Origin of the sequence: Campylobacter sp. RM6914, from assembly GCF_004803835.1 — a bacterium.
Lineage (GTDB): Bacteria > Campylobacterota > Campylobacteria > Campylobacterales > Campylobacteraceae > Campylobacter_A > Campylobacter_A californiensis.
The window spans coordinates 53,365-77,784 of record NZ_CP012545.1; the positions used below are offsets into that span (position 1 = coordinate 53,365).

General features: G+C 39.0%; 28 protein-coding genes and 1 tRNA gene. 20 read left to right on the top strand and 9 right to left on the bottom strand.

The annotated features are described in order from the left end of the window. The first annotated feature begins 15 nt into the window (after nucleotides 1-15). The 4 genes from metE (at nucleotide 16) to CCAL_RS00265 (ending at nucleotide 4,027) form a co-directional block, all read left to right on the top strand. Entirely contained in the window at nucleotides 16-2,286 is a 2,271-nt protein-coding gene (gene metE / locus CCAL_RS00250; RefSeq protein WP_170016890.1) for a 5-methyltetrahydropteroyltriglutamate--homocysteine S-methyltransferase, read from the top strand. 18 nt (nucleotides 2,287-2,304) lie between these two features. Next, nucleotides 2,305-3,195, top strand: a complete 891-nt coding sequence (locus CCAL_RS00255) for a methylenetetrahydrofolate reductase (RefSeq protein ID WP_172285013.1) — start codon at nucleotides 2,305-2,307, stop codon at nucleotides 3,193-3,195. Nucleotides 3,196-3,299: 104 nt separating this feature from the next. Continuing rightward, nucleotides 3,300-3,716, top strand: a complete 417-nt coding sequence (locus tag CCAL_RS00260) for a DMT family transporter (RefSeq protein WP_170017270.1) — start codon at nucleotides 3,300-3,302, stop codon at nucleotides 3,714-3,716. After that, complete coding sequence (locus CCAL_RS00265) at nucleotides 3,713-4,027, top strand: DMT family transporter (protein WP_170017272.1); 315 nt, start codon at nucleotides 3,713-3,715, stop codon at nucleotides 4,025-4,027. The genes CCAL_RS00260 and CCAL_RS00265 overlap by 4 nt, the downstream gene beginning before the upstream one ends. 320 nt (nucleotides 4,028-4,347) lie before the next feature. Here CCAL_RS00265 and CCAL_RS00270 read toward each other — a convergent pair whose 3' ends face one another. From CCAL_RS00270 to CCAL_RS00285, 4 genes are read right to left on the bottom strand one after another with little or no spacing between them, the layout of a single operon-like run. Then, nucleotides 4,348-5,004: a response regulator transcription factor gene (locus CCAL_RS00270; protein ID WP_169938907.1), complete on the bottom strand. Its 657-nt coding sequence runs from the start codon at nucleotides 5,002-5,004 to the stop codon at nucleotides 4,348-4,350. A 5-nt stretch (nucleotides 5,005-5,009) separates the two neighbouring features. Continuing rightward, nucleotides 5,010-5,696: a cytochrome c3 family protein gene (locus tag CCAL_RS00275; protein WP_172285158.1), complete on the bottom strand. Its 687-nt coding sequence runs from the start codon at nucleotides 5,694-5,696 to the stop codon at nucleotides 5,010-5,012. After that, nucleotides 5,693-6,133, bottom strand: a complete 441-nt coding sequence (locus CCAL_RS00280; RefSeq protein WP_172285014.1) for a cytochrome c3 family protein — start codon at nucleotides 6,131-6,133, stop codon at nucleotides 5,693-5,695. Before CCAL_RS00280 ends, CCAL_RS00275 begins: the two co-directional genes overlap by 4 nt. Before the next feature lie 50 nt (nucleotides 6,134-6,183). Beyond that, nucleotides 6,184-7,725, bottom strand: coding sequence for a flavocytochrome c (locus tag CCAL_RS00285; RefSeq protein WP_172285015.1), 1,542 nt, complete (start codon nucleotides 7,723-7,725; stop codon nucleotides 6,184-6,186). Nucleotides 7,726-8,018: 293 nt separating this feature from the next. Here CCAL_RS00285 and CCAL_RS00290 point away from each other — a divergent pair. The 3 genes from CCAL_RS00290 (at nucleotide 8,019) to infC (ending at nucleotide 10,778) form a co-directional block, all read left to right on the top strand. Next, nucleotides 8,019-8,094, top strand: a tRNA-Val gene (locus CCAL_RS00290). 348 nt (nucleotides 8,095-8,442) lie between these two features. After that, nucleotides 8,443-10,263, top strand: a complete 1,821-nt coding sequence (gene thrS, locus CCAL_RS00295; protein WP_169972319.1) for a threonine--tRNA ligase — start codon at nucleotides 8,443-8,445, stop codon at nucleotides 10,261-10,263. After that, on the top strand, nucleotides 10,260-10,778 hold the full coding sequence (infC, locus tag CCAL_RS00300; RefSeq protein WP_170015371.1) for a translation initiation factor IF-3: 519 nt from the start codon (nucleotides 10,260-10,262) through the stop codon (nucleotides 10,776-10,778). The genes thrS and infC overlap by 4 nt, the downstream gene beginning before the upstream one ends. Before the next feature lie 37 nt (nucleotides 10,779-10,815). On the opposite strand, the gene nhaA is transcribed toward infC, so the two are convergent. After that, complete coding sequence (gene nhaA, locus CCAL_RS00305; protein ID WP_172285016.1) at nucleotides 10,816-11,991, bottom strand: Na+/H+ antiporter NhaA; 1,176 nt, start codon at nucleotides 11,989-11,991, stop codon at nucleotides 10,816-10,818. Between the two features lie 95 nt (nucleotides 11,992-12,086). Here nhaA and proB point away from each other — a divergent pair, with 95 nt between their 5' ends. The 4 genes from proB to CCAL_RS00325 are packed head-to-tail and all read left to right on the top strand — an operon-like array spanning nucleotide 12,087 to nucleotide 15,493. Beyond that, nucleotides 12,087-13,211, top strand: coding sequence for a glutamate 5-kinase (gene proB / locus CCAL_RS00310; RefSeq protein ID WP_170015367.1), 1,125 nt, complete (start codon nucleotides 12,087-12,089; stop codon nucleotides 13,209-13,211). A gap of 10 nt (nucleotides 13,212-13,221) precedes the next feature. Next, nucleotides 13,222-14,472 carry a glutamate-5-semialdehyde dehydrogenase gene (locus CCAL_RS00315; RefSeq protein ID WP_170015365.1) on the top strand — a complete coding sequence of 417 codons (1,251 nt, stop codon included), beginning with the start codon at nucleotides 13,222-13,224 and terminating at the stop codon, nucleotides 14,470-14,472. Between the two features lie 2 nt (nucleotides 14,473-14,474). After that, nucleotides 14,475-15,260 (top strand): pyrroline-5-carboxylate reductase, encoded by a 786-nt coding sequence (proC, locus tag CCAL_RS00320; protein WP_216656470.1) that lies wholly within the window; start codon nucleotides 14,475-14,477, stop codon nucleotides 15,258-15,260. Next, nucleotides 15,260-15,493: a helix-turn-helix domain-containing protein gene (locus CCAL_RS00325; RefSeq protein WP_169937870.1), complete on the top strand. Its 234-nt coding sequence runs from the start codon at nucleotides 15,260-15,262 to the stop codon at nucleotides 15,491-15,493. Before proC ends, CCAL_RS00325 begins: the two co-directional genes overlap by 1 nt. On the opposite strand, the gene CCAL_RS00330 is transcribed toward CCAL_RS00325, so the two are convergent. The 3 genes from CCAL_RS00330 to rpsT are packed head-to-tail and all read right to left on the bottom strand — an operon-like array spanning nucleotide 15,490 to nucleotide 17,262. Beyond that, complete coding sequence (locus tag CCAL_RS00330; RefSeq protein ID WP_170015361.1) at nucleotides 15,490-15,912, bottom strand: TOBE domain-containing protein; 423 nt, start codon at nucleotides 15,910-15,912, stop codon at nucleotides 15,490-15,492. The two genes, CCAL_RS00325 and CCAL_RS00330, sit on opposite strands and share 4 nt — an antisense overlap. Nucleotides 15,913-15,914: 2 nt before the next feature. After that, the gene (gene prfA / locus CCAL_RS00335; protein WP_170015359.1) at nucleotides 15,915-16,982 is read right to left on the bottom strand and encodes a peptide chain release factor 1; all 1,068 of its coding nucleotides are present in this window, start codon (nucleotides 16,980-16,982) and stop codon (nucleotides 15,915-15,917) included. Between the two features lie 10 nt (nucleotides 16,983-16,992). Next, nucleotides 16,993-17,262 carry a 30S ribosomal protein S20 gene (gene rpsT, locus CCAL_RS00340; RefSeq protein WP_169972313.1) on the bottom strand — a complete coding sequence of 90 codons (270 nt, stop codon included), beginning with the start codon at nucleotides 17,260-17,262 and terminating at the stop codon, nucleotides 16,993-16,995. Nucleotides 17,263-17,528: 266 nt separating this feature from the next. Between rpsT and glmM the strand changes: the two genes are divergently transcribed. From glmM to CCAL_RS00380, 8 genes are all read left to right on the top strand, one after another. Further along, complete coding sequence (gene glmM / locus CCAL_RS00345; protein WP_170000507.1) at nucleotides 17,529-18,869, top strand: phosphoglucosamine mutase; 1,341 nt, start codon at nucleotides 17,529-17,531, stop codon at nucleotides 18,867-18,869. Beyond that, a complete protein-coding gene (lspA, locus tag CCAL_RS00350) occupies nucleotides 18,862-19,314 on the top strand; it encodes a signal peptidase II (protein WP_170015357.1) in 453 nt (150 codons plus the stop codon). The genes glmM and lspA overlap by 8 nt, the downstream gene beginning before the upstream one ends. Nucleotides 19,315-19,369: 55 nt before the next feature. After that, nucleotides 19,370-19,729, top strand: coding sequence for an NINE protein (locus CCAL_RS00355; RefSeq protein ID WP_169937881.1), 360 nt, complete (start codon nucleotides 19,370-19,372; stop codon nucleotides 19,727-19,729). 35 nt (nucleotides 19,730-19,764) lie between these two features. Beyond that, nucleotides 19,765-20,199 (top strand): protoporphyrinogen oxidase HemJ, encoded by a 435-nt coding sequence (gene hemJ, locus CCAL_RS00360; RefSeq protein WP_169938037.1) that lies wholly within the window; start codon nucleotides 19,765-19,767, stop codon nucleotides 20,197-20,199. A 128-nt stretch (nucleotides 20,200-20,327) separates the two neighbouring features. Further along, nucleotides 20,328-21,365: an LLM class flavin-dependent oxidoreductase gene (locus CCAL_RS00365; protein WP_170015355.1), complete on the top strand. Its 1,038-nt coding sequence runs from the start codon at nucleotides 20,328-20,330 to the stop codon at nucleotides 21,363-21,365. A 69-nt stretch (nucleotides 21,366-21,434) separates the two neighbouring features. Beyond that, on the top strand, nucleotides 21,435-22,109 hold the full coding sequence (locus CCAL_RS00370) for a CsgG/HfaB family protein (RefSeq protein ID WP_169937885.1): 675 nt from the start codon (nucleotides 21,435-21,437) through the stop codon (nucleotides 22,107-22,109). A 2-nt stretch (nucleotides 22,110-22,111) separates the two neighbouring features. Then, nucleotides 22,112-22,477, top strand: coding sequence for a DUF4810 domain-containing protein (locus tag CCAL_RS00375; protein ID WP_169937887.1), 366 nt, complete (start codon nucleotides 22,112-22,114; stop codon nucleotides 22,475-22,477). Then, nucleotides 22,474-23,136, top strand: coding sequence for a DUF799 domain-containing protein (locus tag CCAL_RS00380; protein ID WP_169937889.1), 663 nt, complete (start codon nucleotides 22,474-22,476; stop codon nucleotides 23,134-23,136). Before CCAL_RS00375 ends, CCAL_RS00380 begins: the two co-directional genes overlap by 4 nt. Nucleotides 23,137-23,160: 24 nt before the next feature. Here CCAL_RS00380 and CCAL_RS00385 read toward each other — a convergent pair whose 3' ends face one another. Continuing rightward, on the bottom strand, nucleotides 23,161-23,520 hold the full coding sequence (locus CCAL_RS00385; RefSeq protein WP_170015353.1) for a diacylglycerol kinase: 360 nt from the start codon (nucleotides 23,518-23,520) through the stop codon (nucleotides 23,161-23,163). Nucleotides 23,521-23,643: 123 nt separating this feature from the next. Between CCAL_RS00385 and CCAL_RS00390 the strand changes: the two genes are divergently transcribed. Next, a complete protein-coding gene (locus CCAL_RS00390) occupies nucleotides 23,644-24,402 on the top strand; it encodes an exodeoxyribonuclease III (RefSeq protein ID WP_170015351.1) in 759 nt (252 codons plus the stop codon). Nucleotides 24,403-24,420 lie beyond the last annotated feature (18 nt).

A 24,420-nucleotide genomic window follows, 5' to 3' on the forward strand; every position in this document is an offset into this window, starting at 1 on the left:
TTTAAAGGAATTATTATGATAAAAAGTTATGTAACAGGGTTTCCAAGAATCGGTGAACAAAGAGAGTTAAAGCGTGCATTAGAGGGCTTTTGGAGTAAAAAAGAGGGCTTTGATAACGATCGCCTTCAAACCACAGCAAAGACGCTTCGCGCTAGACACTGGGCGTATCAAAAAGATGCTGGCATAGAGCTAATCTCTAGCAACGACTTCTCATTTTATGATCTTATGCTTGATACGATTTTCGCACTTGGTGTTATTCCAACTCGTTTTGCGAAATTTAGCGGTCAGGAGCTATACTTTGCGATGGCTAGAGGTGCTGACACTGCTGTGGCTATGGAGATGACAAAGTGGTTTAACACAAACTACCACTACATCGTGCCTGAGCTAAACAAAGATAGCAAATTCACACTAAATGCTGACAAAATCATCGCTGAATATAAAGAGGCTAAAGAAAACGGCGTAAAAACTAAGATAAACCTAATCGGGCCTATCACCTTTCTAGCGCTTTCAAAGACGACTGATGATAGTTGCGCGTTTTGCCACCTAGACACTGTGGTAACAAAGTACAGCGAGCTTCTAGAGCAAATTTCAAAGCTTGATGATGAGGTTATCGTTCAGTTTGATGAGCCGATATTTGTAACCGATAAAGATGAAAAACTAGCTCCTAAAATCGTGCCTGTGTATGAGAAGCTAACAAGTGTGGCAAATAACGTTAAAATCGTATTTATGACATATTTCGAGCACGCACTAAAAGCGGTAAATGAGGTAGTAAAAACTAAAATTTACGGTCTTGGTCTTGACTTTGTTTATGGCGAAAGAAACATTGAAGCGCTTGAGACTATCAAAAATAGCAACGTTGTGCTATTTGCAGGTGTGGTAAACGGAAGAAACATTTGGAAAACTAACATTGATGAGAGAGTAAAATTTGTAAAAGAGATAGAGACAAAACTAGGTGGCAAGGACTTCTACGTTGGCTCATCTTGTTCACTTCTACACGTGCCATTTACTCTAAAATATGAGGAAAAACTAAACCCTGAGATAAAGAGCTGGCTAAGCTTCGCGGTTGAAAAACTAAGCGAAATCTCAATCATCACAGCACTTGCAAACGGCAAAGAGCTATGCGAAGTGGGCGCGAAAATTTATGCTGAGAACAAAGCTAGTGCAAACTCACGTGCAAACTCAAGCCTAATCCACGATAAAGCGGTGCAAGAGCGCGTGTCAAAACTAACAAAATTTGAGCGTGAGATGAGCTTTGAAGAGCGTATAAAAGTGCAGCATAAAGCCTTAAACTACGGTATCCTACCAACCACTACGATAGGCTCTTTCCCGCAAACTGTTGAGCTTCGTGTGCTTCGCCAAAATTTCAAAAAGGGCGAGATAAATGAGGCAACTTACAACGACGGTATCAAAAAATATATAGATGAGTGCGTGAAATTCCAAGAGGATTGCGGTCTTGACGTGCTAGTTCACGGTGAGCCTGAGAGAAACGATATGGTCGAGTACTTTGGCGAGCAGATAAAGGGCTATGCGTTTAGCCAAAATGGCTGGGTGCAAAGCTACGGTAGCCGTTGTGTTAAGCCACCACTTCTATTTGGTGACGTGAGCCGTCCAAATCCGATGACTGTGGAGTGGATAAGCTACGCGCAAAGCAAGACAAGCAAGATAATGAAAGGTATGCTAACTGGCCCTGTTACTATCCTAAACTGGTCTTTTGTGCGTGATGATAAACCAAGAGCCCAAATCGCAAAACAGCTTGCACTTTGTATAAATGATGAGATAGCTGACCTTCAAGATGCGGGTATAAAAATCATACAAGTTGATGAGGCGGCGTTTAAAGAGGGCTATCCACTACGTGCTGAAAATGTCGGTGCGTATGAGAAATTCTCAGTGGACTGCTTTAAGCTTTCAGTTAGCTCAGCACGTCCTGAAACGCAGATCCATACGCATATGTGCTACTCTGAGTTTAACGACATCATAAAAACTATCGAAGCGATGGATGCGGACGTTATTTCGATAGAAACAGCAAGAAGTGGCAACGAACTGCTTAAAATTTTCAAAGCTGTTGGCTACAAACAAGAGGTAGGACCTGGCATTTACGACATACACAGCCCAAGAATCCCAAGCGTAGAGGAGCAGGTAGAGCAGATAAAAGCGCTACTAGAGGTGCTTCCAAAAGAGCAACTTTGGATAAACCCTGACTGCGGACTAAAAACTCGCAAGTGGGAAGAGGTCGAGCCAAGCCTAAAAAATATGGTCGAAGCGGTAAAAATCGCAAGAGCGTTATAAATTTCATGCGGAGATTTTATGCTGGTTGATAAAATTTTACAAAACAAGCAAGGGATCATGCTTTATGGCATGACTCCACCGCGTGATAACGTAGAGTTAAGCGAGAAGGAGCGTCTAGGAACGCTTCATCGCGAACGAGTGCAAAGTATCGGTTGTGACGGTGTTGTGCTTTATGACATACAAGACGAGAGCGATAGGAACGAAAGTGATCGAGTTTTCGGGCTTATCGAGCCGATCGTGCCTGAAATTTATTATCGCGACTGGATGAGGACAAGCGTTCCTGCGGTGATTTATAAGGTTGTGGGCAAGTATGATAGAGCGGAATTTGAGAAATTTATAAACGAGCTTTCGCCAAATTCGATATGCGTTTTTGTGGGTGCTAGTTCATCAAGCAAGCAGGTAAAAATTCACCTAAATGAAGCATACGAGATAGCAAAAAGCCGCACAGATATAGTATATGGCGGTATTTGTATACCGGAGCGTCACATCACTAAAGGCGATGAACATCTAAGAGTTGCTCAAAAGATACAGCAAGGATGTAAATTTTTCATCACACAAGCAGTTTATGACGATAAAAATGCAAAGAAATTTTTAGACTACTACGCTAAGCTTGACGCGCCAAAAGTGCCGATAATCTTTACATTTACGCCGTGCGGAAGTGCAAGAAGTCTTGAGTTTATGAAGTGGCTTGGTATAGAAATTTCACCCAAAACCGAGCAAGAGCTTTTGGGTGCGCAAGATATGTTGGCTCACTCGATGAAACATAGTGCAAAGCTTTTTGGGGAGTTATATGAGTATGGAAAGAGGCTTGGAATTTCAATAGGTGCAAACGTCGAAAGCGTTGCTAAGAACAAGACTGATATCGCCGCCGCTGTTACGCTTTTTAGCAGCCTAAAAACGATGATATAGCTAGCGATAGACCGATTTTGGTCTTTCGCTCTTCTTAAATTTCACATTTTATTCAAAGTTTTTTAATTTTTACGCTAAAATCGCGCTTTTGTTTAGGAGAATTTATGAGTAGGACAAATTTAGCCTGGCTTTTGGTAATACTTGGAGGTATTGTTGAGGTGTGTTGGGTGGCTGGTTTAAAGCATGCCGATAGCTTGTTTTTATATACATTAACGATACTTGGTGTGATGTTTTCATTTTCAGCCATGATAATGGCTTGCAAAAGTATCGAAGTTGGTGTTGCATATAGTGTGTTTGTGGGGATTGGTGCAGGCGGAGTGGTACTTGGCGAGATGATGTTTTTTAATGAGCCTGTATCTATAATTAAAATTTCTCTTATCGCCTTACTTATGGTTGGCGTTGTAGGGCTCAAATTTACAAGCAACGAACAAGATGAAAAAACGGTAAAAACTCTTTCAAAAGATCTTGGTATAGATGAGATAGAAGAGGACTTAAACGAGCTTGGAGGCGGTAAAATATGAGCTGGCTTGCTTTGATAACGGCTGGGATTTTGGAGATATTTGGCGTTATTGCTATGAAGAAATTTGTGCTAAGCGGCAAGAAGAAATTTATACTTCTTATCGCTGTTTTGTTTATGATAAGTTTTTCGTTTCTTGGTATCGCTATGGAGGAAATTTCAATGGGCACAGCCTATGCTATATGGACCGGTATAGGTGCAGGTGGAGGTGTCGCGGTTGGAATTTTGTTTTTTAAAGAGAGCGGAAACTTTAAGAAGATATTTTTTATAACACTTATTTTAGCCTCGAGTATCGGACTAAAGATCATATCTTGAAATTTTAAGATATTTATTATGCAGTATTTGCGCCAAAAGCTTGTGTTGATTTTGGAAAAGGTTAAATTTTACCGACGAGAAATAACAAGCAGTAAGCAAGCTTAATGCTTGTTAAATTGCTTCGTATGATATTGTCAGCTTAAGGTTGTAAAATGCAACTTTTAATTCATCTTGCGCGTATGGGCTAATAATAGAACTTTACAAAGATAGAGCAAAAGAGCTTCTTGATGATATCTTTTAATGCTCTATATTCAAAATGGACATAATTTATTCTGATTTGCTCTAAAATTTACTTTAGATTTTGGAGATAAATTGACTATTCATAGCACAACGTCTATCTTATATCCAATACCTCTAACCGTCTTTATCTCTAAATTTGGTATCTTTTGTCTTATCTCTCTAAGAAGCGACCTTAGTCTATCTTGAGATGAACTCTCACCTTTGTATATTAGGTGGTCAAGCTCTTGATAGGTCACGACATGAGGTGCATTTTTGGCTAGAGTTTCTAGCAAAAGAGCTTCTTTTTTGCCAAGCTCGATCCTCTTGTCTTTGTCTGTTACATAAAGGGACTCTTTGTCAAAAACAAGTCCGTTAGCAAACTCAAATTTAGATCCAAGTAGCACTTTGCAGAGCTTAAATACATGAAATATAAACTCATCCGGAGGAAATGGTCTGATTATAAAGTCATCAACCCTAGCGTAATAAATTTTCTTAAATAGCGTCGGGATAGACTCATCAAGTATAAGTAGGATAGGAGTTGTGTTTTTGTTGTCACGTATAAATTTGACAAGGCTAAGATCGCCCTGTTTTGCTTTTATGTCAAAAACATATAGGTCGTATCTGTTGCCGTTGTCAAAATCATCCATCACATCTTGTTCGCTCTCAAAACGAATGATCCTAAAGTTAAACCTATAAAGAGCCGCGCTCAGACTTACGTTTAGATCAAAATCTTTTGAGAGCAAAAGTATGTGCTTCATGGATTTTATCCGTGTGAAGGGGTAGCTTTGGCGGATTTTTTCTCCAAAAACTCCCTCTCTTGTTTGGTTGGCTCATATTCATCTTTAAAGAACTCTTGCTTTGATTTTATCTTTTGTTCTAGCATTTTGTTCTCGTAAATTTTATACGAAGGCTTCCAGTATTCAAGCTGGTTTCTCATATCGTGAGCATGTCCTACTCCTACGTGGCAACTTACACATTTAAGCTCTTTGTCGCTTCCTTGAAGTTTAACGTAGTGAGCGTGCATCTTTTGAGCTTGCTGTGATGAAGCTGTTGTGTCTAAGATGTTAGTATGACAGCTCATACAGCCGTTGTCAAACACATAGTGCTCTTTATTTTTTAGATTAGCCACCCAGTTTATACTATCAGGATCGCCAAAGAAGTGGATATAGCCCTCTACTATGCCATTAACTGCTTTTTGATATACGTATTTGGCTAGGTTGTCGTGAGGTAAATGGCAATCAACACATTTAGCCTTTACGCCTATTGCCCCACTGCCTGCATGGATATCTTTTTGATATGATATAACCATAGGATCCATCTCGTGGCAGACTCCACAAAATCTATCCGTGCTGGTCTCTTCAAGCACATAATGAACCGGTAAAACAACGAAAAATCCAACAATGCCACTTATCACCACAATAAGAGCTAATAATTTCTTTGAAATTTTCATGGTGTTACTCCCATCCATTGTGGAACCTCATGCTCGTGGCATTCGCTACACATATTTATAGACGGCTTGTGCTCGAAGTGGCACTCGTCACAGTATAATGTAGGACCGTCGTGAACCGAGTTGTGTGGATTAGCTTTTAGCGTATCCATAAATTTAAGTCTTTGCGCTAGTAGCTTTTTAGTGCCGTGGCAGCTTAGACAGCCTTCATCTTTTATGTTTTTAAATTTACTAGGATCGTCACCTTGATTTGCATGACAATCTATACAGTCAAACGCCAAATGTTCATGATGAGGCTTTAGAGTGTGTTTTGCTCGTAGCTCGTCAGAAACGGTTATCTTTTGAATGTTAAGGTCTGATTTTTTCCCATTATCATTCGCAAAGATAGGCGTGAAAAAACAGCATAATAATAGTAATGCTGTTAAAGTTAGACGTTTCATTTAAGACCTTTGGATTTAAATAAGAAGAGGGCGAAGAGCCCCCTTTTGTATTACATTGCTTCGCCGGCAATCATACCAAATACGATACAATCGGTAATAGCAACTGTACCTAGACGGCTAGCACCATGTGTTCCGCCTGTAACTTCTCCTGCAGCATAAAGACCAGGGATCGGTTTGTTTGTTTTAGAAGAGATAACTTCTGCTTTCTCATTAATTTTTAGACCGCCCATTGTATGGTGTGGTTTTGGAGAAAGGCGAACTACATAGAATGGACCAGCTTCGTTGATCTCGCTTAGTGCGTTTTCTTGTTTGCCAAATTCATCTTTTTTGGCTTTTACGCCCTCGTTGTATTTTTTAACGGTTTCTTTTAAAGCTGCCGCAGGAACGCCGTATTTGCTAGCTATTTCATCTAGGCTTTTGCAAACACCAACTAGCTTGCCGCCAGCCATACCTTTTTGTATGATCTCTTCGCTAAGATCTCTAAAGCATTTGTCATCGCCAAATGTTATAGGGTATGCGCCCGGAGTTTCTCTTAAAATTTTGAACTCTGCATCAGCTCTTGTTTTTCTGTCTGCTAGTTCGTTCATGAAGCGTTTGCCGTTACGAATATCAACAGCGATACCGTATTTAAATGTTCCTTGTTGAGTAAGGATAGGGCCTGTGCCAAAGCCTTTTTCATCAGGGCTTGCCCATGGACCAAATTGGATCCAGTCGATTTGAACAGGATATGCACCGATCTCAAATGCTTTTAGTAAAGCACCAGCCGTTGCACCTGCGTGGTTTGTGCTATCAACATCATCAGGAATTCTTGGGTCTTGAAGTTTTCTAAATGCTCTATCGCGTCCAAAACCGCCAGATGCTAGAACAACACCTTTTTTAGCCTTGATAGTTTTTTTAGTTCCGCTTGTGTTTTCTAGGTCGTCGCTGTATAGGTTAGCGTCAAATTTATACTCTTCGCGGATAGTTACACCAACAACTCTATCGCCTTCCATTACGAAGTCGTCAAATTTAGCTCTTCTTCTTAGTTCGCAACCTTGATCTTTTAATGCTTCAAATTTTTCAAGCATAGGTTGGATATAGCCTGAGCCAGAGTCGTTTGTAGTTAGCATTGAGCGAGGAACCGAGTGTCCGCCGAAGTGTGCGCAGTGATCTTTAAACTGAACACCATTGTCTACTAGGAATTTGTAAGCGTCTGTTCCGCGATCAGCTAGCGTTTGAAGTAGTTCAGGGTGGTTAATACCAAGACCCGCTTTTAAGCAGTCAGCCATAAATAGCTCTTTACTATCTTTGATACCGTCTTTTGCTTGAACAGGATTCACAGGAACACTCATGCCGCCGCCGTTAATAACTGAGTTACCGCCGATACGACCCATTTTTTCAAGGATTAGAACTTTGTTTCCTTTTTTGGCTGCCACAAGACCAGCTGCTAGTCCTGAAAAGCCTGAGCCGATAATTACAACGTCCCACTCTTCATCAAATTTAACATCTTTTGCATCAACTGCAGAAGCGCTAGCATTTACGCTGCTAAGTGCAAGAGCACCAGCACCAACCATACTCATCTTAACGAAATTTCGTCTTGACATGTTTTCCATATTGTCTCCTTTTAGAAATTGGTTTTTGGTTAGTGAAATTATATATTATTTACTATGAGAAAAACATGAGAAATAATGAAAAATTAAAAATACCGTATTTTGGGCATATACAAGTATATTTTGACATAATAAATAGGTATTATGAGATTTTTTTTAAATATAAGCTTGATTTTTTTAAGAAATTATTAAATATAAGAGAAGTGACATTTTTTGATAAACTAGTGTAAATTTATAAAAAATAAATTTTTAAGCAAAGAAAAATGAAATTTTTAATATAATCCCAAAATATTTTTGGTCCCGTAGCTCAGTTGGTAGAGCACTACCTTGACATGGTAGTGGTCGATGGTTCGAGTCCATTCGGGGCCACCATTTATGCTTTATCTCCCCATAATTTTGATTTATATTTTAAATTTAAATATCTGTGCATGTTTGTATTATTGTTTGATAATAAAATGTGCGAGGTAGTCTCCCCGCACGATCCTTGGAGAAGGAGAAAATGTTTTTGAGTAATGCAAAGACAAAACATTTGTGAAAATACTAACGCCTTTTCTCTTAAAATATAATTAATTATATAGATAAAATATATTTAAATATACTATTAAAAGCTATTTAAATTTTATTAAAATATTAAGTTTAGCTTAAAGTCCATTTGGATACAATCAAAACCTAGTTCTTTTAATGTAAAAAAGACAATCCAGTAAAACAAAGGAAATCAAAATGAGCGATATAATCGCATACAAACTAAACGGCGAGATAGTCGACACTCAAAGCATCGCAGGACGTGAAAGCGAAGCTTCTCCTATATATTTCGACAACTCACCGGAAGCATTAAATGTCATTCGTCACTCCTGTGCTCACCTCATGGCACAAGCCATAAAAGAGATCTACCCTGGGGCTAAATTTTTTGTCGGACCAAATGTAGATGATGGTTTTTACTACGACTTTAAAGTAGATGAGGCAAATACCAAACTTACTGAAGATGATCTAGCGGCAATAGAAAAAAAGATGAAAGATCTTGCGGAAAAAAAGCAAGATATAGTCAAAACAAGCTCTACAAAAGCTTTTATGAGCGATAAATTTAAAAATGACGAGCTAAAACAAGAGGTGCTAAAACGCATACCAGATGGTGAAGTTAGTAGCTATACACAAGGAGAATTTGAAGACTTGTGTCGCGGACCACACCTTCCAAATACAAAATTTCTAAAATTCTTTAAGCTAACTCGCGTAGCCGGAGCTTATCTGGCAGGCGATGAAAATCGCGAGATGATAAATAGAATTTATGGCACAGCCTATGCCGATAAAGAGAGCTTAAAAGAGCATATTCGTGTTATCGAAGAGGCAAAAAAGCGCGACCATAGAAAACTTGGCGTAGAGATGAAACTCTTTAGCTTTGATGAAGAGGTTGGCGGCGGTCTTGCTCTGTGGCTACCAAACGGCGGACGCTTAAGAAGTAAGCTAGAGCAATTGCTTTATAAAGCTCACCGCGTGCGCGGATATGAGCCTGTTAGAGGTCCGGAGCTTTTAAAAGCAGATGTTTGGAAGAAGTCGGGACACTACGCAAATTATAAAGAAAATATGTATTTTACGACCATAGACGAGCAAGAGTATGGTATAAAGCCGATGAACTGCGTTGGTCACATTAAGGTATATCAAACAGATATTAGAAGCTACCGTGACCTACCACTTAAATTTTTTGAGTATGGTGTAGTGCATCGCCATGAAAAAAGCGGTGTTCTTCATGGACTTTTTAGGGTTCGCGAATTTGCTCAAGATGACTCGCATATATTTTGTATGCCAAGCCAAATAAAGGAAAACATACTTGAAATTTTAAGTTTTGCCGGCGCTATCATGAAAAGTTTTGGTTTTGAATACGAAATGGAAATTTCTACAAAACCGGCTAAAGCTATCGGTGATGATGAAATTTGGGAAACAGCGACAAAAGCACTAAAAGAGGCTCTTGACGAAAATGGTTTTAAATACGGCATAGACGAGGGTGGCGGAGCGTTTTACGGACCAAAGATCGACATAAAAATCACTGACGCATTAAGAAGAAAGTGGCAGTGTGGCACTATCCAAGTAGACTTTAACTTACCTGAGAGATTTGATCTTGGATATATAGATAGCAACAACGAACGCCAACGTCCGGTTATGTTACACCGTGCATTACTTGGAAGTTTTGAGAGATTTATAGGAATTTTACTCGAACACACAGCAGGTGAGCTACCGTTCTTTATCGCTCCAACGCAAGTTGTTGTCGTGCCGATAAATGACGCTCATCTTGAATACGCAAAACATGTTTCAAAAGAGCTTATGAAGGTAGGTGTTGATGTTGAAATTTCAAGTAAAAATGAGAGCTTAAATAAAAGAATAAGAACGGCTGAGAAACAAAGAGTGCCTATGATACTTGTGTTGGGTGATAGCGAGGTAGAAAACCAAACTGTAGCTCTACGCGATAGACAGGCTAGAACGCAAAGCGAAATGAGCTTAGCGGAATTTGTAAATTTAACAAAGGAGAAACTTAGTGAGGTGCATTTTTGAGTAAAGAACAAGAAGTATTGCTCAATGAAGATATTAGGGCGCGCGAAGTAAGATGTGTCGGAGATGACGGCACTGCTTACGGTGTTATTTCAAGAGACGAGGCTTTAAAGATAGCTGAAAAACAAGGGCTTGATTTGGTGCTTATAGCACCTGATGCAAAACCGCCTGTTTGTAAGATAATGGACTATGGAAAATTCCGTTATCAACAAGAAAAAAGGCAAAAAGAGGCTAAAAAGAAGCAAAAAGTCATTGAGGTAAAAGAGATAAAACTCTCTGTTAAAATCGCACAAAACGACATAAACTACAAAGTAAAACATGCTTTGGAGTTTTTAGAAGACGGAAAACATGTTAAATTTCGTGTATTTTTAAAAGGTCGCGAGATGAGCACGCCGGAAGCCGGCGTTATCATGTTAAATAAAGTCTGGGAGTTGGTTAAAGATGTTGCAGACCGTGACAAAGAACCACTCTTGGAAGGTCGCTATGTCAATATGCTAGTAACCCCTAAAAAAGGCTAAGAAGACTCAAAGAGTGGAGCTATCCACTCTTTTATTATTAATTCAAATTTTCTTTTCTTTCGCTACTAAATACTCTTAATATAACAAAACCTATAACCCCTGATATAACAGAGCCTATCAAGATAGCTAGCTTATCAGTGTAGGCAAAGGCATCTGTGTCGTTATAGGCTAAACCGTTTACAAAAAGACTCATTGTAAAACCAACTCCGCAAAGTATCGCTACTCCGTAAAGTTGCGCCCAATTTACGCCGTCTGGAAGTTTTGCCATCTTAAATTTTATAGCCACAAAGCTAAATCCAAATACACCAAGTTGTTTGCCTATAAAAAGACCAAGAGCGGTTCCAAGAGCAACAGGAGATAAAATTTCATTTAGTCCAACACCTTTTAAGGCAATACCCGCATTTACGAAAGCAAATATCGGAAGTATCGCAAAAGCAACCCAAGAGTGCAGGTCGTGCTCTATCTCTTTTAGCATTGATTTTGGATTATTTTTAAAGCTTAAAGGTATAAAAAATGCCGCCACAACGCCTGCAAGAGTAGCATGGACACCTGATTTTAGTACTGCAACCCACATGATAGCACCCACTAGTAGATATGCTGCCTTACTTTTTACTCCGTAGCGATTTAGTGCAAAAAGAGCTATAAGGCAAAGAGACGATATGCCAAGTGATAAGACGCTAAGCTCGCTTGTATAAAATAGTGCGATGATTATAATGGCACATAAGTCATCGATGATCGCTAACGTCATAAGAAAAATTTTAAGACTAGTTGGCACGCGTGAGCCAAGCAGGCTAAGTATGCCTAGGGCAAATGCTATGTCGGTAGCCGTTGGTATAGCCCAGCCCTTAAGTGCAAAACTATCATCTGCGGTAAAGATGTAAAAGATCAGCGCAGGAACTATAACGCCACCGGCAGCCGCGATCGCAGGAAGAGCTATTTGCGATGGGTTTCTAAGCTCACCTTCTAAGACCTCACGTTTTAGTTCAAGACCGACTAAAAAGAAAAAAACCGCCATCAAGCCATCATTTACCCATAATATAAGAGCCTTGCTGAGTCCGATATCTCCGAAGCTTATAGTGAATTTCGTCTTTAAAAATTCATTATAAAATTCGCTTAAAAATGTATTTTGGCAAACTAAAGCCAAAATAGTTGCTATCATCAACAAGACACCACCGCTAGCCTCGTGCTTTAAGAACTCTTTGATATTTGACATTTTTTTCCTTTAAAATTTTTTCTATCTTAGCAAAAAATTAAAAATATACCAAATTTTAGTTATAATCTTACGTAAAATTTTTAAGGCTACATACAATGCATCGTAATTTTAAAAACATCAAGAAAATCGTAATAAAAGTCGGCACTTCAACTCTTACAAATTCCGATGGCTCTCTTAATGAAACGCTTATAAAATCCCTAGTAGCTCAAATTTGCGATCTTAAAAATCGCGGCTTTGAAGTGATTTTAGTGAGTTCCGGTGCTGTAGGTGCAGGCATGGGGCTGCTTGGGCTTGATAAAAAACCGAGTAATATAAATGAAAAACAAGCTCTAGCGGCGGTAGGTCAAGTGGCCTTGATGCATCTTTATGAGCGAATTTTTTGGGCACATTCTAAAAATATCGCCCAACTTTTACTTACAAGAGGCGACTTTGGTGATCGCAAAAGATATTTGAGTGTTAGAAATGTTTGCTTAAAGCTTTTAAGTTTGGGTATCGTGCCTATCATAAATGAAAATGACCCGGTGGTTGCTGATGAGATCAAGGTGGGCGACAACGATACTCTAAGTGCGCTTGTAGCAGGCTTAGTTGATGCTGATTTGCTTATTATACTAAGCGATATCGATGGGCTTTATGATAAAAATCCAAATACAAATTTGGACGCAAAACTAATAAACACCGTTGAAGAAATCGACGAAAATATAGAAAAAATGGCTGACGGTGACGGGGGTAAATTTGGCACAGGGGGTATGACTACTAAGATCAGCGCAGCCAAAATGGCAAATAAGATCGGCACAAATTTAATCATTGCAAATGGCAAAATGCCAAATGTTTTGTTTAAAATTTTAAATAAAGAGAAGATAGGAACTCTCTTTTTGGCAAACCAAAAGAAGCTAAGCTCAAGGAAGTATTGGCTTGCTTACGGCGCTACGCAAAAGGGTGAGATTGTGGTTGATGATGGAGCGATAAAGGCTTTAGCGCAAGGCAAAAGCTTGCTTAGTGTCGGAATTTTAGATGTTATATCGGAGTTTGAGAGGGGTGATATGATAAACGTAAAAAGTCGTGACGGCAAGGTCGTCGCCAAAGGCATAAGCAATTACTCAAGTAGTGAAATTTCTCTTATAAAAGGTCATAAAAGTGATGAGATAGAGCAAATTTTAGGTCATAAAAGCGATAATGACGTTATACATGCAGATAATTTAGCCTCTAAAGATCAAAACTAAAAGGTATGAAATGAATGAAATTTTAGATATTGCAAAACTGGCAAAAGAGGCAACTGGCGAGCTTGTAGCATTAAAAAGTGAGACGAAAAATAAAATTTTACGAGCCGTATCTGCTGAAATTTTAGCAAAAAAAGAGCAAATAAAAGCCGCAAACGAGATAGATATAAAAAACGGAGAAGCATCAGGTCTTAGTGTTGCTTTGCTTGATCGTTTGAGACTAAGTGACGCCAGGATAGAGGCGATGGCTAACGGATTGCTTGAAGTGGCTGACTTTGCCGATCCTATTGGTGAAATTTTAGATGGATGGCGGCATAAAAATGGCATGCAAATAACAAAAACACGTGTTCCTCTGGGCGTTATAGGCATGATATATGAGTCAAGACCAAACGTTAGCATAGATGCGGCGGCACTTGCATTAAAAAGCTCGAACGCTATCATTCTTAGGGGGTCGGCAAGTGCGATAAATTCCAACAAATTTCTTGTAAATTTATTTAACGAGGCAGGATCTAAAGCAGGGCTTGTAAAAAATGCCGTGCAACTAGTGCAAAGCACGGATCGAAGTGTGGTAGAGCAGATGATAAAAATGCATGAATTTATCGACGTTTTAATCCCTCGCGGTGGTAAAAATTTAAAAGAATTTATAATCAAAAACGCAACTATCCCTGTGGTTGAGACAGGTTCTGGTGTTTGTCAAATTTTTATCGATGAAAGTACCAATATAAATGAAGCCGTAAATATCGTAAAAAACGCAAAAACACAGCGACCAAGCGTATGTAATGCGGTTGAATGTGTGCTTGTGCATGAAAATATCACGGATAAATTTATACCTGCTCTTATCAAAGAGTTAAGTGAAGTAGAGTTAAGACTAGATGATGAAATTTATACTAAATTTATGAATGAAAAAAATGTTGTAAAAGCTAAAGATACGGACTTTGGAGCAGAATTTTTAGATCTTATCTTGGTTGTTAAAAGAGTTAAAAATACAACCGATGCTATAAGATATATAAACGAACATTCAAGTGGACACTCAGACGCGATACTAAGCCAAAACTACGCCAATATAGAGCTGTTTTTAAACTCGGTAAATAGTGCCGTCGTGTATGCAAACGCTTCAACTAGATTTAGCGACGGTGGGGAATTTGGCTTTGGCGGAGAGATAGGAATTTCGACACAAAAACTTCATGCAAGAGGTCCGATGGGTGTTAGAGAGCTTACGACTTACAAATATGTCGTAAGAGGAAACGGGCAGATTAGGGGATAATGATGAAGGTTGGATTTATAGGTGTTGGAAATATGGGCGAGGCGATACTTGGCGCGGCTATAAAACAGGAATTTGTAAAAGAGCAAGAAATTTTTGCCTTTGCAAGAAGTAAAAACAGCGCGTTAAAAGATAAATTTGGCATAAATGTATGTGACAATGAGCACGAAGTGGCTAAAAATGCCGACTTGTTAATTATCGCTATTAAGCCTGCAGGATTTGAAGAGTTGCTAAAAGCAATAAAAGACGACACTAAAGACGGTGCGATAATCTTAAGCGTTGCAAGCGGGATTAGCATAAATTTCATGAGCGAAAGGCTAAATAAAAATGTCAAAATAGTTCGCAGTATGCCAAATGTCGCAGCCGCTATCTCTCAAAGTGTAACCGCCATATGTTTTGGTGAAAATTTTACACATGAGGATCGTAAAATTGTGATGAAATTTATAGAGAGTTTTGGCTCTGCTCATGAGATAGAAGAGAAGCTGTTTGCCGCCTTTGTAGCGATAGCCGGAAGTCTTCCTGCTTATGTTTTTGTTTTTATCGAGGCTTTGGCGGATGGAGCGGTTTTAGAGGGTATGCCACGCCTTAAGGCTTATGAGATCGCATCTCGCGCGGTTGCCAGCTCTGCAAATTTAATCTCACAAACCGGCAAACATCCAGCGCAACTAAAAGATGCCGTCTGCTCGCCCATGGGGACCACCATAGAAGCGATCGCGGCACTTGAGAAAAATGGTTTTAGAAATGCCGTGATAGAGGCGGTAAAGGCTTGCAGCAAGAAAGCAAAGTTGTAATGGACGCTTTTGAGCGATCTGTTTTTGCTGCGATCGTTGGCGAGAAGAAGATGGTGGTGATAAGCGAGCTTTGCAGGCTGCGTGATGAGAGAGGATTTGCTTTTGCAAGTATCGAAAAACTTTGTGAGTTGGCAAATGCAAGCAAGCCTACTGTTATAAATACGCTAAATTTATTAAAAGAAAAAGGCGTAATAGAGCGCGTAAAAAACGGTGTTTATAAATTTTGTATTTAAACTTTTACGCCTACTATTATTTGAGAAGTTTTAATTATAGCCGTTACTTTATCGCCCGTCTTTAAGGCTAGCTTCTTGCAAGAACTCTTTGTTATAAGGGCTGAAATTTGATCGTCTTTTATATCGATGATGATCTTGGAATTTGTTGCGGTGTCTATGATTTTGCTGATTGTTCCTGAAATTTGATTTGTCGCACTTAGCTTTAAATTTCCGTCTTTTGCAACGACAACATTTGAAGCTTCAAATAAAAATATCGCTTTTTTGCCGCTTTTTAACTCTAAATTTTTCTCGCTACTAACACTAATGGTTGCTTTTAAAATTTCACCACTTTTTAGTTTAGCGGTTATTAATGAATTTATAGCACCTGTTTTAACGTTTGAAATTTCAACATCAAGTCGGTTTCTAACACTAATCGACATTTTTATAAGCCGGCAGCTGTTAATGCCTCGGTTTGATAGTGGGCGATAAGCGGTTCTATGATCTCGTCAAACAACCCAGCCATCATGATAGCGTCCAAACGGTAAAGGGTCAGGTTTATGCGATGATCGCTTATACGGTTTTGCGGGAAGTTGTAAGTGCGTATACGACCGCTTCTGTCGCCGGTTCCTACTTGTGATTTACGTTCACTCATCTCTTTTTCAAGACGCTCAGCCTCTTGCATTTCGTAAAGGCGTGCTTTTAGTACTTTCATCGCAGCTTCTTTGTTTTTGTGTTGCGATTTGCCGTCTTGGTTGGTTACGACTAGACCTGTTGGGATGTGTGTGATACGGACGGCCGAGTCGGTTGTGTTTACGCTTTGTCCGCCATGTCCGGAGCTACGCATAACATCTATACGAAGGTCGTTGGGGTTTATCTGCACTTGGCTGTCTTCAACTTCCGGCATGATGGCTACAGTAACGGCTGATGTGTGCACGCGACCTTGGCTTTCGGTTTCTGGCACACGTTGAACACGGTGTGTTCCACCTTCAAATTTGAGCCTTGAGTATGCACCAGCGCCTTTGATAAGCACGATGATCTCTTTAAAACCACCCGCACTTCCCTCACTTTGACTTACTATCTCAAATTTCCATCCGTGAAGTTCGGCGTATCTTATGTATGCATTAAAAAGATCGCCGACAAACAGAGCTGCCTCATCGCCGCCTGTTCCGGCACGGATCTCTAAAAAGATATTTCTATCGTCATTAGGATCTTTCGGTAAGAGTAGAATTTTTATATCGTCCTCAAGCTTAACGATACGAGATTGAGCGTTTTTTAACTCCTCTTTGGCTAGTTCGCCAAGTTCTGGATCGTCAAGAAGGGATTTGTTTTCTTCTATATCGTTAAGTGTTTGCAGATACTCACTTGCCGCATTTTTGATATCTTCTAAAGATGACTGCTCTTTTGAGAGCTTAGTCATCTTTTCTATATCGTTGATTATGCTTGGATCGCTTAGAAGTAGAGAAATTTCATTATAGCGATCCAAAAACGGTTGGAGTTTATCGGCAAACATTAAGGGTTAATTACGCAGCTTTTAATGTATTTACAAGTTTTGCAAGACGACTAACACGGCGTGCAGCTGTCTCTTTTTTGATTACGCCCTTGCTCACAAAGCTATGAATACTTTTGTTTGCAACTTTTAAAGCCTCGTTAGCAGCGTTTAGATCTTTAGCTTCAACAGCTACGCGCACAGCTTTTGTTATGTTTTTAAGTCTTGTGCGGTAAAATCTATTTCTCTCAGTTCTTTTTATAGTTTGTCTTGCTCTTTTTTCAGCAGATTTGTGATTTGCCATAATTTACCTTTTTGATAATTTTAGTCCGTGATTATATGTAATTTTTATTTAAATATTGCTTAATTTAAGTAAAATTTAAAATTTTTTAGATCGCTGTAAATTTTATCGGCCATAAAAGCGATAACTGCCATCTTTATTATAATATTTTAGTGTTTTTGGTTTTTATATAAATTTATATTTTTTTGATAAAATAGCAAAATTTGCGTATGAATTATTTTATATGCATAAATTTACTAGGAAGTAAAGTCTTAGAATAAGGAACAATTATGAAACTATTTGGTACCGACGGAGTTCGTGGCAAAGCGGGAGAAAAACTATCCGCACAAACGGCTATGCGCCTAGCAATGGCAGCGGGAATTTATTTTAGAAAGTATTCGGTTACAAATACGATTTTGCTTGGAAAAGATACAAGAAAAAGCGGTTATATGATAGAAACGGCCATTGTTGCGGGTCTTACGGCTGTTGGCTATAATGTCTTGCAAATAGGACCTATGCCAACTCCTGCGGTAGCGTTTTTGACTGAAAATATGCGATGTGACGCTGGTATCATGATAAGTGCCTCACATAATCCTTTTTATGATAACGGCATTAAATTTTTCGACGGAAAGGGCGATAAACTTGAAGAGGATATCGAAGCCGAGATAGAAAAAATTTATTTTAACGATGAGTTGATAGCAAATGCGCAAAAGACAATGACTGAAATTGGTGCAAACAAACGTATAGATGACGTTATTGGAAGATATATCGTGCAGATAAAAAATTCTTTCCCAAAAGAGTTAACTCTTAAAAATTTACGAGTTGTTCTTGATGTGGCAAACGGTGCTGCATATAAAGTCGCTCCGACTGTTTTTAGCGAACTTGGAGCCGATGTTATCGTTATAAACGATGAGCCAAACGGCAGTAACATCAACCAAGGGTGTGGCGCGCTTCATCCTGAGGAGCTAGCAAGCGAGGTTAAGAGACTTCGTGCGGATATAGGATTTGCCTTTGACGGCGATGCAGATAGGATAGTGGTTGTTGATGAGCGTGGCGAAGTGGTGCACGGCGACGCGCTAATTGGCGTTTTAGCCACGTTTTTAAACGAGCAAAATATGCTAAAAGGCGGCGGCGTAGTTGCTACTGTTATGAGCAATGCGGCTCTTGAGGATCATTTAGCTTCACACGACTTAAAGCTCATTAGGGCTAATGTCGGTGATAAATACGTTCTTGAGCTTATGAAAAAACATGGTATAAATTTTGGCGGAGAGCAAAGCGGACATGTGATATTTAACGACTTTGCAAAGACGGGCGATGGGCTTGTAACATCCATGCAAATAGTTGCGATGATACTTAAAAAAGGTAAAAAAGTAAGTGAAATTTTTAGCGCGATAAAACCTTACCCGCAAATTTTATTAAATTTAAAGATAAGCGAGAAAAAACCTCTTGACAAGATAGATGGGCTTAAAGAGCTTGAGGCAAGTCTTAAAAAAGACGGCATAAGGGCGTTATTTCGTTACTCCGGGACAGAAAATCTCATCCGCCTTTTGCTCGAAGGTAAAAATCAAGCCTTGGTTGAAAAGCGTATGGCAGAGGTTGAAAAATTCTTCATAAAAGCCTTAAATGCATAAAATTTTATTTAAATTTTTAGTTGTTTTTGTTTTTGTATTTTTACTTGACCAGGCGATAAAACTAGCCTATGTCTCAGGATACGGTAGATATGAGGGGGAGTTTTTCTCTCTCATACTTACTTATAATTTTGGCGTGGCATTTTCTATGTTTTCTTTTTTGGGGGAGAATTTAAAATTTATTCAGCTAGCGCTTCTTGTGGCTGCTTTTATGTATCTTTTAAAAGAGAGGGAAATTTTAAGCTCAAACACAACCGCGGTCGGTCTGATCTTTGGTGCAGGATGCTCAAATATCCTTGATAGATTTGTTCATGGCGGTGTAGTGGATTATGTATTTTGGCATAAGTGGTTTGAGTTTGCGGTGTTTAATCTTGCCGACGTGATGATAGATCTTGGCGTTGTTTTAATACTTTGGCATAGTTTTTTTGCTAAAAAGAGTAAAATTTAAAATAATTTAATAATTTTTAATTTAGAATTAATATTTAAGATCAAAAGGAAGAGCAATGAATAACATATATGTAGCTTACGCGCTTTGGTTTTTCTTGGGCTGGCTTGGTGCACATAGGCTCTATCTTGGTAAATTTATAACAGGCTTTTTAATGATGGGGCTGTTTTTTATGGGGACCATGCTTCAAGTTGTGCTTGTGGGATATGTTTTTCTCTTGATCTGGGGCATTTGGTGGATAGCGGATGTATTTTTAACAGGTAAGTATGTCGATGAAAATATCCTAAAAGAGGGGCTTAAGCGAGATCTTAAAAATCAAGATATCGCAAATGACCTAAAACGTCTTTACGAGCTTTATGAAAAAGGTGAGATCAGTAAAGCCGAATTTGAAGCCAGAAAAGAAATTTTATTTAGATAACAAAACAATTCAAAGGAGATAATATGTCAGATATTTTGGCGGAGTATTATAATTACTTCAGATTTGCACACTATATATTTTTCGTATCGTGGATGGCGGTATTGTTCTATCAGCCACGACTTTATGTCTATCATGCGGAAAATATGGATAAACCAGACTATGTAAAAGTAGTTGAGGTTATGGAATACAAAATGTATCATTATATCGGCTGGATCGCGTTAATAGGCTCATTCGCAACGGGAATTTTGATCATCCTTTCGATGCCTGACTTGCTAAGATCAGGTTATATACATGTAAAGCTGACCGTGGTTGTGCTAATGGCGATATACCATCTTGATCTTGGCAGATACATGAAGTTGCTTCGCGAAAAGCGCTGTAATAAATCAGGCATGTTCTTCCGTGCTTATAACGAAGTACCGACTGTGGCTATGCTAATTATCATCTGGATGATAGTATTTAAACCGTTTTAATAACCCTCTAAAGGCGTCAAATTTTATCTAAATTTAGACGCCAAATACACTTTGTTATTATTTTTACCTTGAAATTTTGTTAATTGTTAATGGATAGAATTTATAAAATTTAAATTACAAGGATAAAAATGAAACTTTCCATACTAAATTTAGTTCCGATCCGCGAGGGACAAACTTACAAAGAAGCCGTAAATTCTATGCTAAATTTAGCCAAATTTGCTGAAAATTTAGGCATAGAGCGCTACTGGATAGCAGAGCACCACAACATGCCGCATATCGCAAGTTCGGCTACTACCTTGCTTATAGAGCATACACTTTCGCATACAAATACATTGCGAGTTGGATCCGGGGGAGTGATGCTGCCAAACCATAGCCCATATGTTGTAGCTGAACAATACGCTACCTTAGAAAGGCTTTATCCTGGTCGTGTCGAGTTAGGGCTTGGTAGAGCTCCCGGCACTGATACTCCGACGGCAAGAGCTCTAAGAAGGGGGCGTAGCGAGGTTGACTTTAGAGACGATCTTGCAGAGCTTAGAGGGTATTTTGAGGGAACAAATAACGTGCAAGCATATCCTGCAAAGGGCTTAAATTTACCATTTTATATACTCGGCTCAAGCCTGCATAGTGCGTATTTAGCGGCAGAGCTAGGGCTTACTTATGCGTTTGCGTCTCATTTTGCTCCAAGGGATTTATATGATGCGGTAGAAATTTATAGAAGAAATTTCAAGCCATCTAAATTTTTGGATAAGCCCTATGTTATCATTGGTGTGAATGCTTATGTTGGTGACAGCGATGAAGAGGCGATGAGTCTTGCTACCTCTCAAACCATGTTTTTCATAAATGTCGTAAGCGGCGGCAATCAAAATTTAATGCCTCCTGTAAAAGACGATGAGGCTGTATGGCGAAATTACCAAAAGGCAACGCAGGCTCCACATTTTGGTCCGGTTGATTTTAAAAATACAAATTTGATAAATCAAGAGCGAGCGGTAGTTAGACAAATGACCGCATGCTCTTTAATCGGCAGTAAAGAGAGTGTTAAATTTCAACTTCAAAGCTTGGCTCAAGAGGTCAAGGCAGACGAGATAATGGCTGTTAGTTATATATTTGACGAGCAAAAACAGCAACGATCTTATGCTTTATTAAAAGAGATCGTTGATGAAATTTAGCGAAAATTTTTAACACTGTTTTAGTTGTTCTTTGGTATTATTGAGATCAAATTTCATTAAGGAGAGAAGATGGACTTAAAACACATCGTTAAAATCGCAACTGTTGCAGCACTGGGCATGCTACTTGCCGGTTGTGCAAGCGAAAGTTCAAGAACGCTTGAAACGCCAAAAGTAAGGGCTGCTAGCACTGTTTATCACGGTGAAAAACATACCGTATCGGTAGGTAGATTTAACAACCAATCCTCATACCAAAACGGAATTTTTAGCGACGGCGAGGATAGACTAGGCAATCAAGCCGCAACTATACTTGTGACCAATTTACGCGATAGCGGTAGATTTAACGTGCTTGAGCGCACAAATATGAAAGCTCTTGAGCAAGAGAATAAATTTAACAAAACACAGGCAAATTTTAAAGGCGCAAGATATGTTGTTACCGGTGATGTAACGGAATTTGGCAGAAAAACTACCGGCGATCATCAGCTTTTTGGCATACTTGGTAAAGGTAAAAAACAAACCGCTTATGCAAAAGTAAATTTAAATGTCGTAGATACAAGCACTTCAGAAGTAGTATACTCGTCACAAGGTGCAGGCGAGTATGAGCTAAGCAGTAGAGAGATTATTGGATTTGGCGGTAGTTCAGGATATGATGCGACACTAAACGGCAAAGTTTTAAGTTTAGCCATAAGAGAGGCGGTAGACAACTTGGTGACAGGACTTGAAAGTGGCAGCTGGAGCATCAGATAAGCATGAGATATAAAATTTTATTAGTTGCGCTTTGCGCTTTTATATTTGCTGGTTGTGCTGGAGATAAGTCAAGCGCGCTTTACTACTGGGATGGCTCATATACAAGTGCCAACTACAAGTATCTAAGCGATGAGTATGACTTAAATGAGCAAATCTCTATGTTAAGAGATAGCGAGCAAAGAGCGTATGAGAAAGGCTTAAAAGTTCCTCCGGGGTTTTATGCTCATCTTGGTTTGCTTTATTCAAATTTGGGCAATATGCCTCAAGCTAAGGCGTATTTTCAAAAAGAAGTAGAGCTTTTCCCTGAGTCTAAAAGCTACATCGAGTTCTTGCTAACTCAAGACAAAACCACAAAGGCTAAAAAATGAAATTTTTAAATATATTATTTCTAGCGTTTATTGCGCTATTTTTTAGTGCTTGTGCTGCTTCAAAAGGTTATGACTACTCGAATTTTTTACAGACGAAGCCGCGCTCTATCTTGGTGCCTATGCCTACGAATGAAACAGCGGAGATCAAAGCTTCAGCAGCTGTTTTAGCACACTCTCTTGCGCCGTTGTCAGAGGCTGGATACTATGTATTTTCACCGGCTTTAGTAAATGACACTTTTAAGCATAACGGTATAACAGAGCCAAGTGAGATCGCTCAAATTCCTCTTAGTAAATTAAAGCAAATTTTTAACGCAGATGCGGTGCTTTACTTAAATGTATCACAATACGGCACCTCTTATCAGCTAATAAACAGCAAAACAGCCGTTGCCGTAGAGGCAAAGCTTGTTGATATAAATACAGCAAATACCCTTTGGGAAAGAACGGTTTTAGCACAACAAGACTCAGGTGGAGGTAGCGGCGGTTTGCTAGGCATACTGGTTTCGGCTGTTGTAAATCAGATAGTAAACAGTGTCGGTGACGCAGGATATGATATGTCGGCGCAAGCCATGATGATGCTTTATGCACCCGATTGTTATGATTGTTTATTGCGCGGACAATACTCTGCAAAATACATGCAAGACAAGCAGCTAACGCGCTAAGACTAAGCCGAGTTCTCGCTCGGCTTAAATTTTAGTTACCAACGCATATATAAAAAAACCACCACATAAAAAATTACATATCATAACAGCACTACTAGCGGCATCTTTTGCGCATTTTGCTAAAGGATGGATGTTTGGACTTGCAAGATCAACTACTCGTTCGATGGCTGAGTTTAAACACTCGCATACCAAAACCAAGGTCATTGAAAAGATAATGGCTAAATTTAAAATCAAGTCAAATTTCCAATAAAAAAGACTTAATCCAAGTGCCGTAAATACGACAAGCTCTAAGCGAAAGCTACTTTCGTTTGCGTAAATATCTTTAAATCCATCTATAGCATAGCTCCAGTTTTTAAAAAATTTATATTTTGGTTGATTTCTCATGCCAGGCCTCTTGTTTTATAAATAAATAAAACACAATAATACTATAAAATAAATTAAGCCCGCCGCCTGATAAGCGTTAAAAGCTAAAATTTTTTGCTATACTTCTTTTAAAAAGGATAAAATTTGAAACTTATTAGTTGGAATGTAAACGGACTTCGTGCCGTAACTGCAAAGGACGGTTTTTCGTGGCTTAACGAGCATGATCCTGATTTTCTAGGGCTTCAAGAGGTTAAGGTAAAAGAGACTGATGTACCAAAAGAGATATATGCCTTAGGCTTTAATGAGATAAATATAAACTCTGCCCAGCGTGCCGGATACTCGGGCGTGATGAGTATGTCCAAATTTGATACAAGCACTTTTAAGTCGCAATTTTTCGAAGATAGTGAGGGGCGAGTTTTGGAACATCGCCTCGGTAATTTAGTGATCTTTAATATTTACTTTCCAAACGGGCAAAAAGATGAAATCCGCCTTGCTTATAAAATGGACTTTTATAGCAAATTTTTAAAGTATATAAACGAGCTTACGGCGGCCGGATATGATGTGATATTTTTTGGCGATGTTAATACCGCACACAAAGAGATAGATCTTAAAAATCCAAAGTCAAATTCCAAAACCTCTGGCTTTTTACCTATAGAAAGAGCTTGGATAGATGAGGTTATAAAAAGCGGCTTTATCGACACTTATCGACAAATTCATGGCGATAAAGAAGGGGCTTATTCGTGGTGGAGTTATAGATTTAACGCAAGAGCTAAAAATGTCGGTTGGAGGATTGATTATTTCTTTATTTCACAAAGCCTTAAAGATAGACTAAAAGACGCTTTTATATTAAGTGATATAGTAGGCAGCGACCACTGCCCAGTTGGCATCGAGATACAAATGTAAGGTTTTAGCTACGAGCAT

What these genes read in the sequence shown, in the direction of transcription:
- CCAL_RS00375 (WP_169937887.1), top strand. Translation starts at nt 22,112, where the DNA reads ATGAGATATAAAATTTTATTAGTTGCGCTTTGCGCTTTTATATTTGCT.
- glmM (WP_170000507.1), top strand. Translation starts at nt 17,529, where the DNA reads ATGAAACTATTTGGTACCGACGGAGTTCGTGGCAAAGCGGGAGAAAAA.
- CCAL_RS00285 (WP_172285015.1), bottom strand. Translation starts at nt 7,725, where the DNA reads ATGGAAAACATGTCAAGACGAAATTTCGTTAAGATGAGTATGGTTGGT.
- rpsT (WP_169972313.1), bottom strand. Translation starts at nt 17,262, where the DNA reads ATGGCAAATCACAAATCTGCTGAAAAAAGAGCAAGACAAACTATAAAA.
- metE (WP_170016890.1), top strand. Translation starts at nt 16, where the DNA reads ATGATAAAAAGTTATGTAACAGGGTTTCCAAGAATCGGTGAACAAAGA.
- CCAL_RS00370 (WP_169937885.1), top strand. Translation starts at nt 21,435, where the DNA reads ATGGACTTAAAACACATCGTTAAAATCGCAACTGTTGCAGCACTGGGC.
- nhaA (WP_172285016.1), bottom strand. Translation starts at nt 11,991, where the DNA reads ATGTCAAATATCAAAGAGTTCTTAAAGCACGAGGCTAGCGGTGGTGTC.
- CCAL_RS00380 (WP_169937889.1), top strand. Translation starts at nt 22,474, where the DNA reads ATGAAATTTTTAAATATATTATTTCTAGCGTTTATTGCGCTATTTTTT.
- CCAL_RS00260 (WP_170017270.1), top strand. Translation starts at nt 3,300, where the DNA reads ATGAGTAGGACAAATTTAGCCTGGCTTTTGGTAATACTTGGAGGTATT.
- CCAL_RS00325 (WP_169937870.1), top strand. Translation starts at nt 15,260, where the DNA reads ATGGACGCTTTTGAGCGATCTGTTTTTGCTGCGATCGTTGGCGAGAAG.
- CCAL_RS00280 (WP_172285014.1), bottom strand. Translation starts at nt 6,133, where the DNA reads ATGAAACGTCTAACTTTAACAGCATTACTATTATTATGCTGTTTTTTC.
- CCAL_RS00265 (WP_170017272.1), top strand. Translation starts at nt 3,713, where the DNA reads ATGAGCTGGCTTGCTTTGATAACGGCTGGGATTTTGGAGATATTTGGC.
- proC (WP_216656470.1), top strand. Translation starts at nt 14,475, where the DNA reads ATGAAGGTTGGATTTATAGGTGTTGGAAATATGGGCGAGGCGATACTT.
- CCAL_RS00365 (WP_170015355.1), top strand. Translation starts at nt 20,328, where the DNA reads ATGAAACTTTCCATACTAAATTTAGTTCCGATCCGCGAGGGACAAACT.
- CCAL_RS00270 (WP_169938907.1), bottom strand. Translation starts at nt 5,004, where the DNA reads ATGAAGCACATACTTTTGCTCTCAAAAGATTTTGATCTAAACGTAAGT.
- thrS (WP_169972319.1), top strand. Translation starts at nt 8,443, where the DNA reads ATGAGCGATATAATCGCATACAAACTAAACGGCGAGATAGTCGACACT.
- prfA (WP_170015359.1), bottom strand. Translation starts at nt 16,982, where the DNA reads ATGTTTGCCGATAAACTCCAACCGTTTTTGGATCGCTATAATGAAATT.
- CCAL_RS00315 (WP_170015365.1), top strand. Translation starts at nt 13,222, where the DNA reads ATGAATGAAATTTTAGATATTGCAAAACTGGCAAAAGAGGCAACTGGC.
- CCAL_RS00255 (WP_172285013.1), top strand. Translation starts at nt 2,305, where the DNA reads ATGCTGGTTGATAAAATTTTACAAAACAAGCAAGGGATCATGCTTTAT.
- proB (WP_170015367.1), top strand. Translation starts at nt 12,087, where the DNA reads ATGCATCGTAATTTTAAAAACATCAAGAAAATCGTAATAAAAGTCGGC.
- lspA (WP_170015357.1), top strand. Translation starts at nt 18,862, where the DNA reads ATGCATAAAATTTTATTTAAATTTTTAGTTGTTTTTGTTTTTGTATTT.
- CCAL_RS00330 (WP_170015361.1), bottom strand. Translation starts at nt 15,912, where the DNA reads ATGTCGATTAGTGTTAGAAACCGACTTGATGTTGAAATTTCAAACGTT.
- CCAL_RS00385 (WP_170015353.1), bottom strand. Translation starts at nt 23,520, where the DNA reads ATGAGAAATCAACCAAAATATAAATTTTTTAAAAACTGGAGCTATGCT.
- CCAL_RS00275 (WP_172285158.1), bottom strand. Translation starts at nt 5,696, where the DNA reads ATGAAAATTTCAAAGAAATTATTAGCTCTTATTGTGGTGATAAGTGGC.
- CCAL_RS00355 (WP_169937881.1), top strand. Translation starts at nt 19,370, where the DNA reads ATGAATAACATATATGTAGCTTACGCGCTTTGGTTTTTCTTGGGCTGG.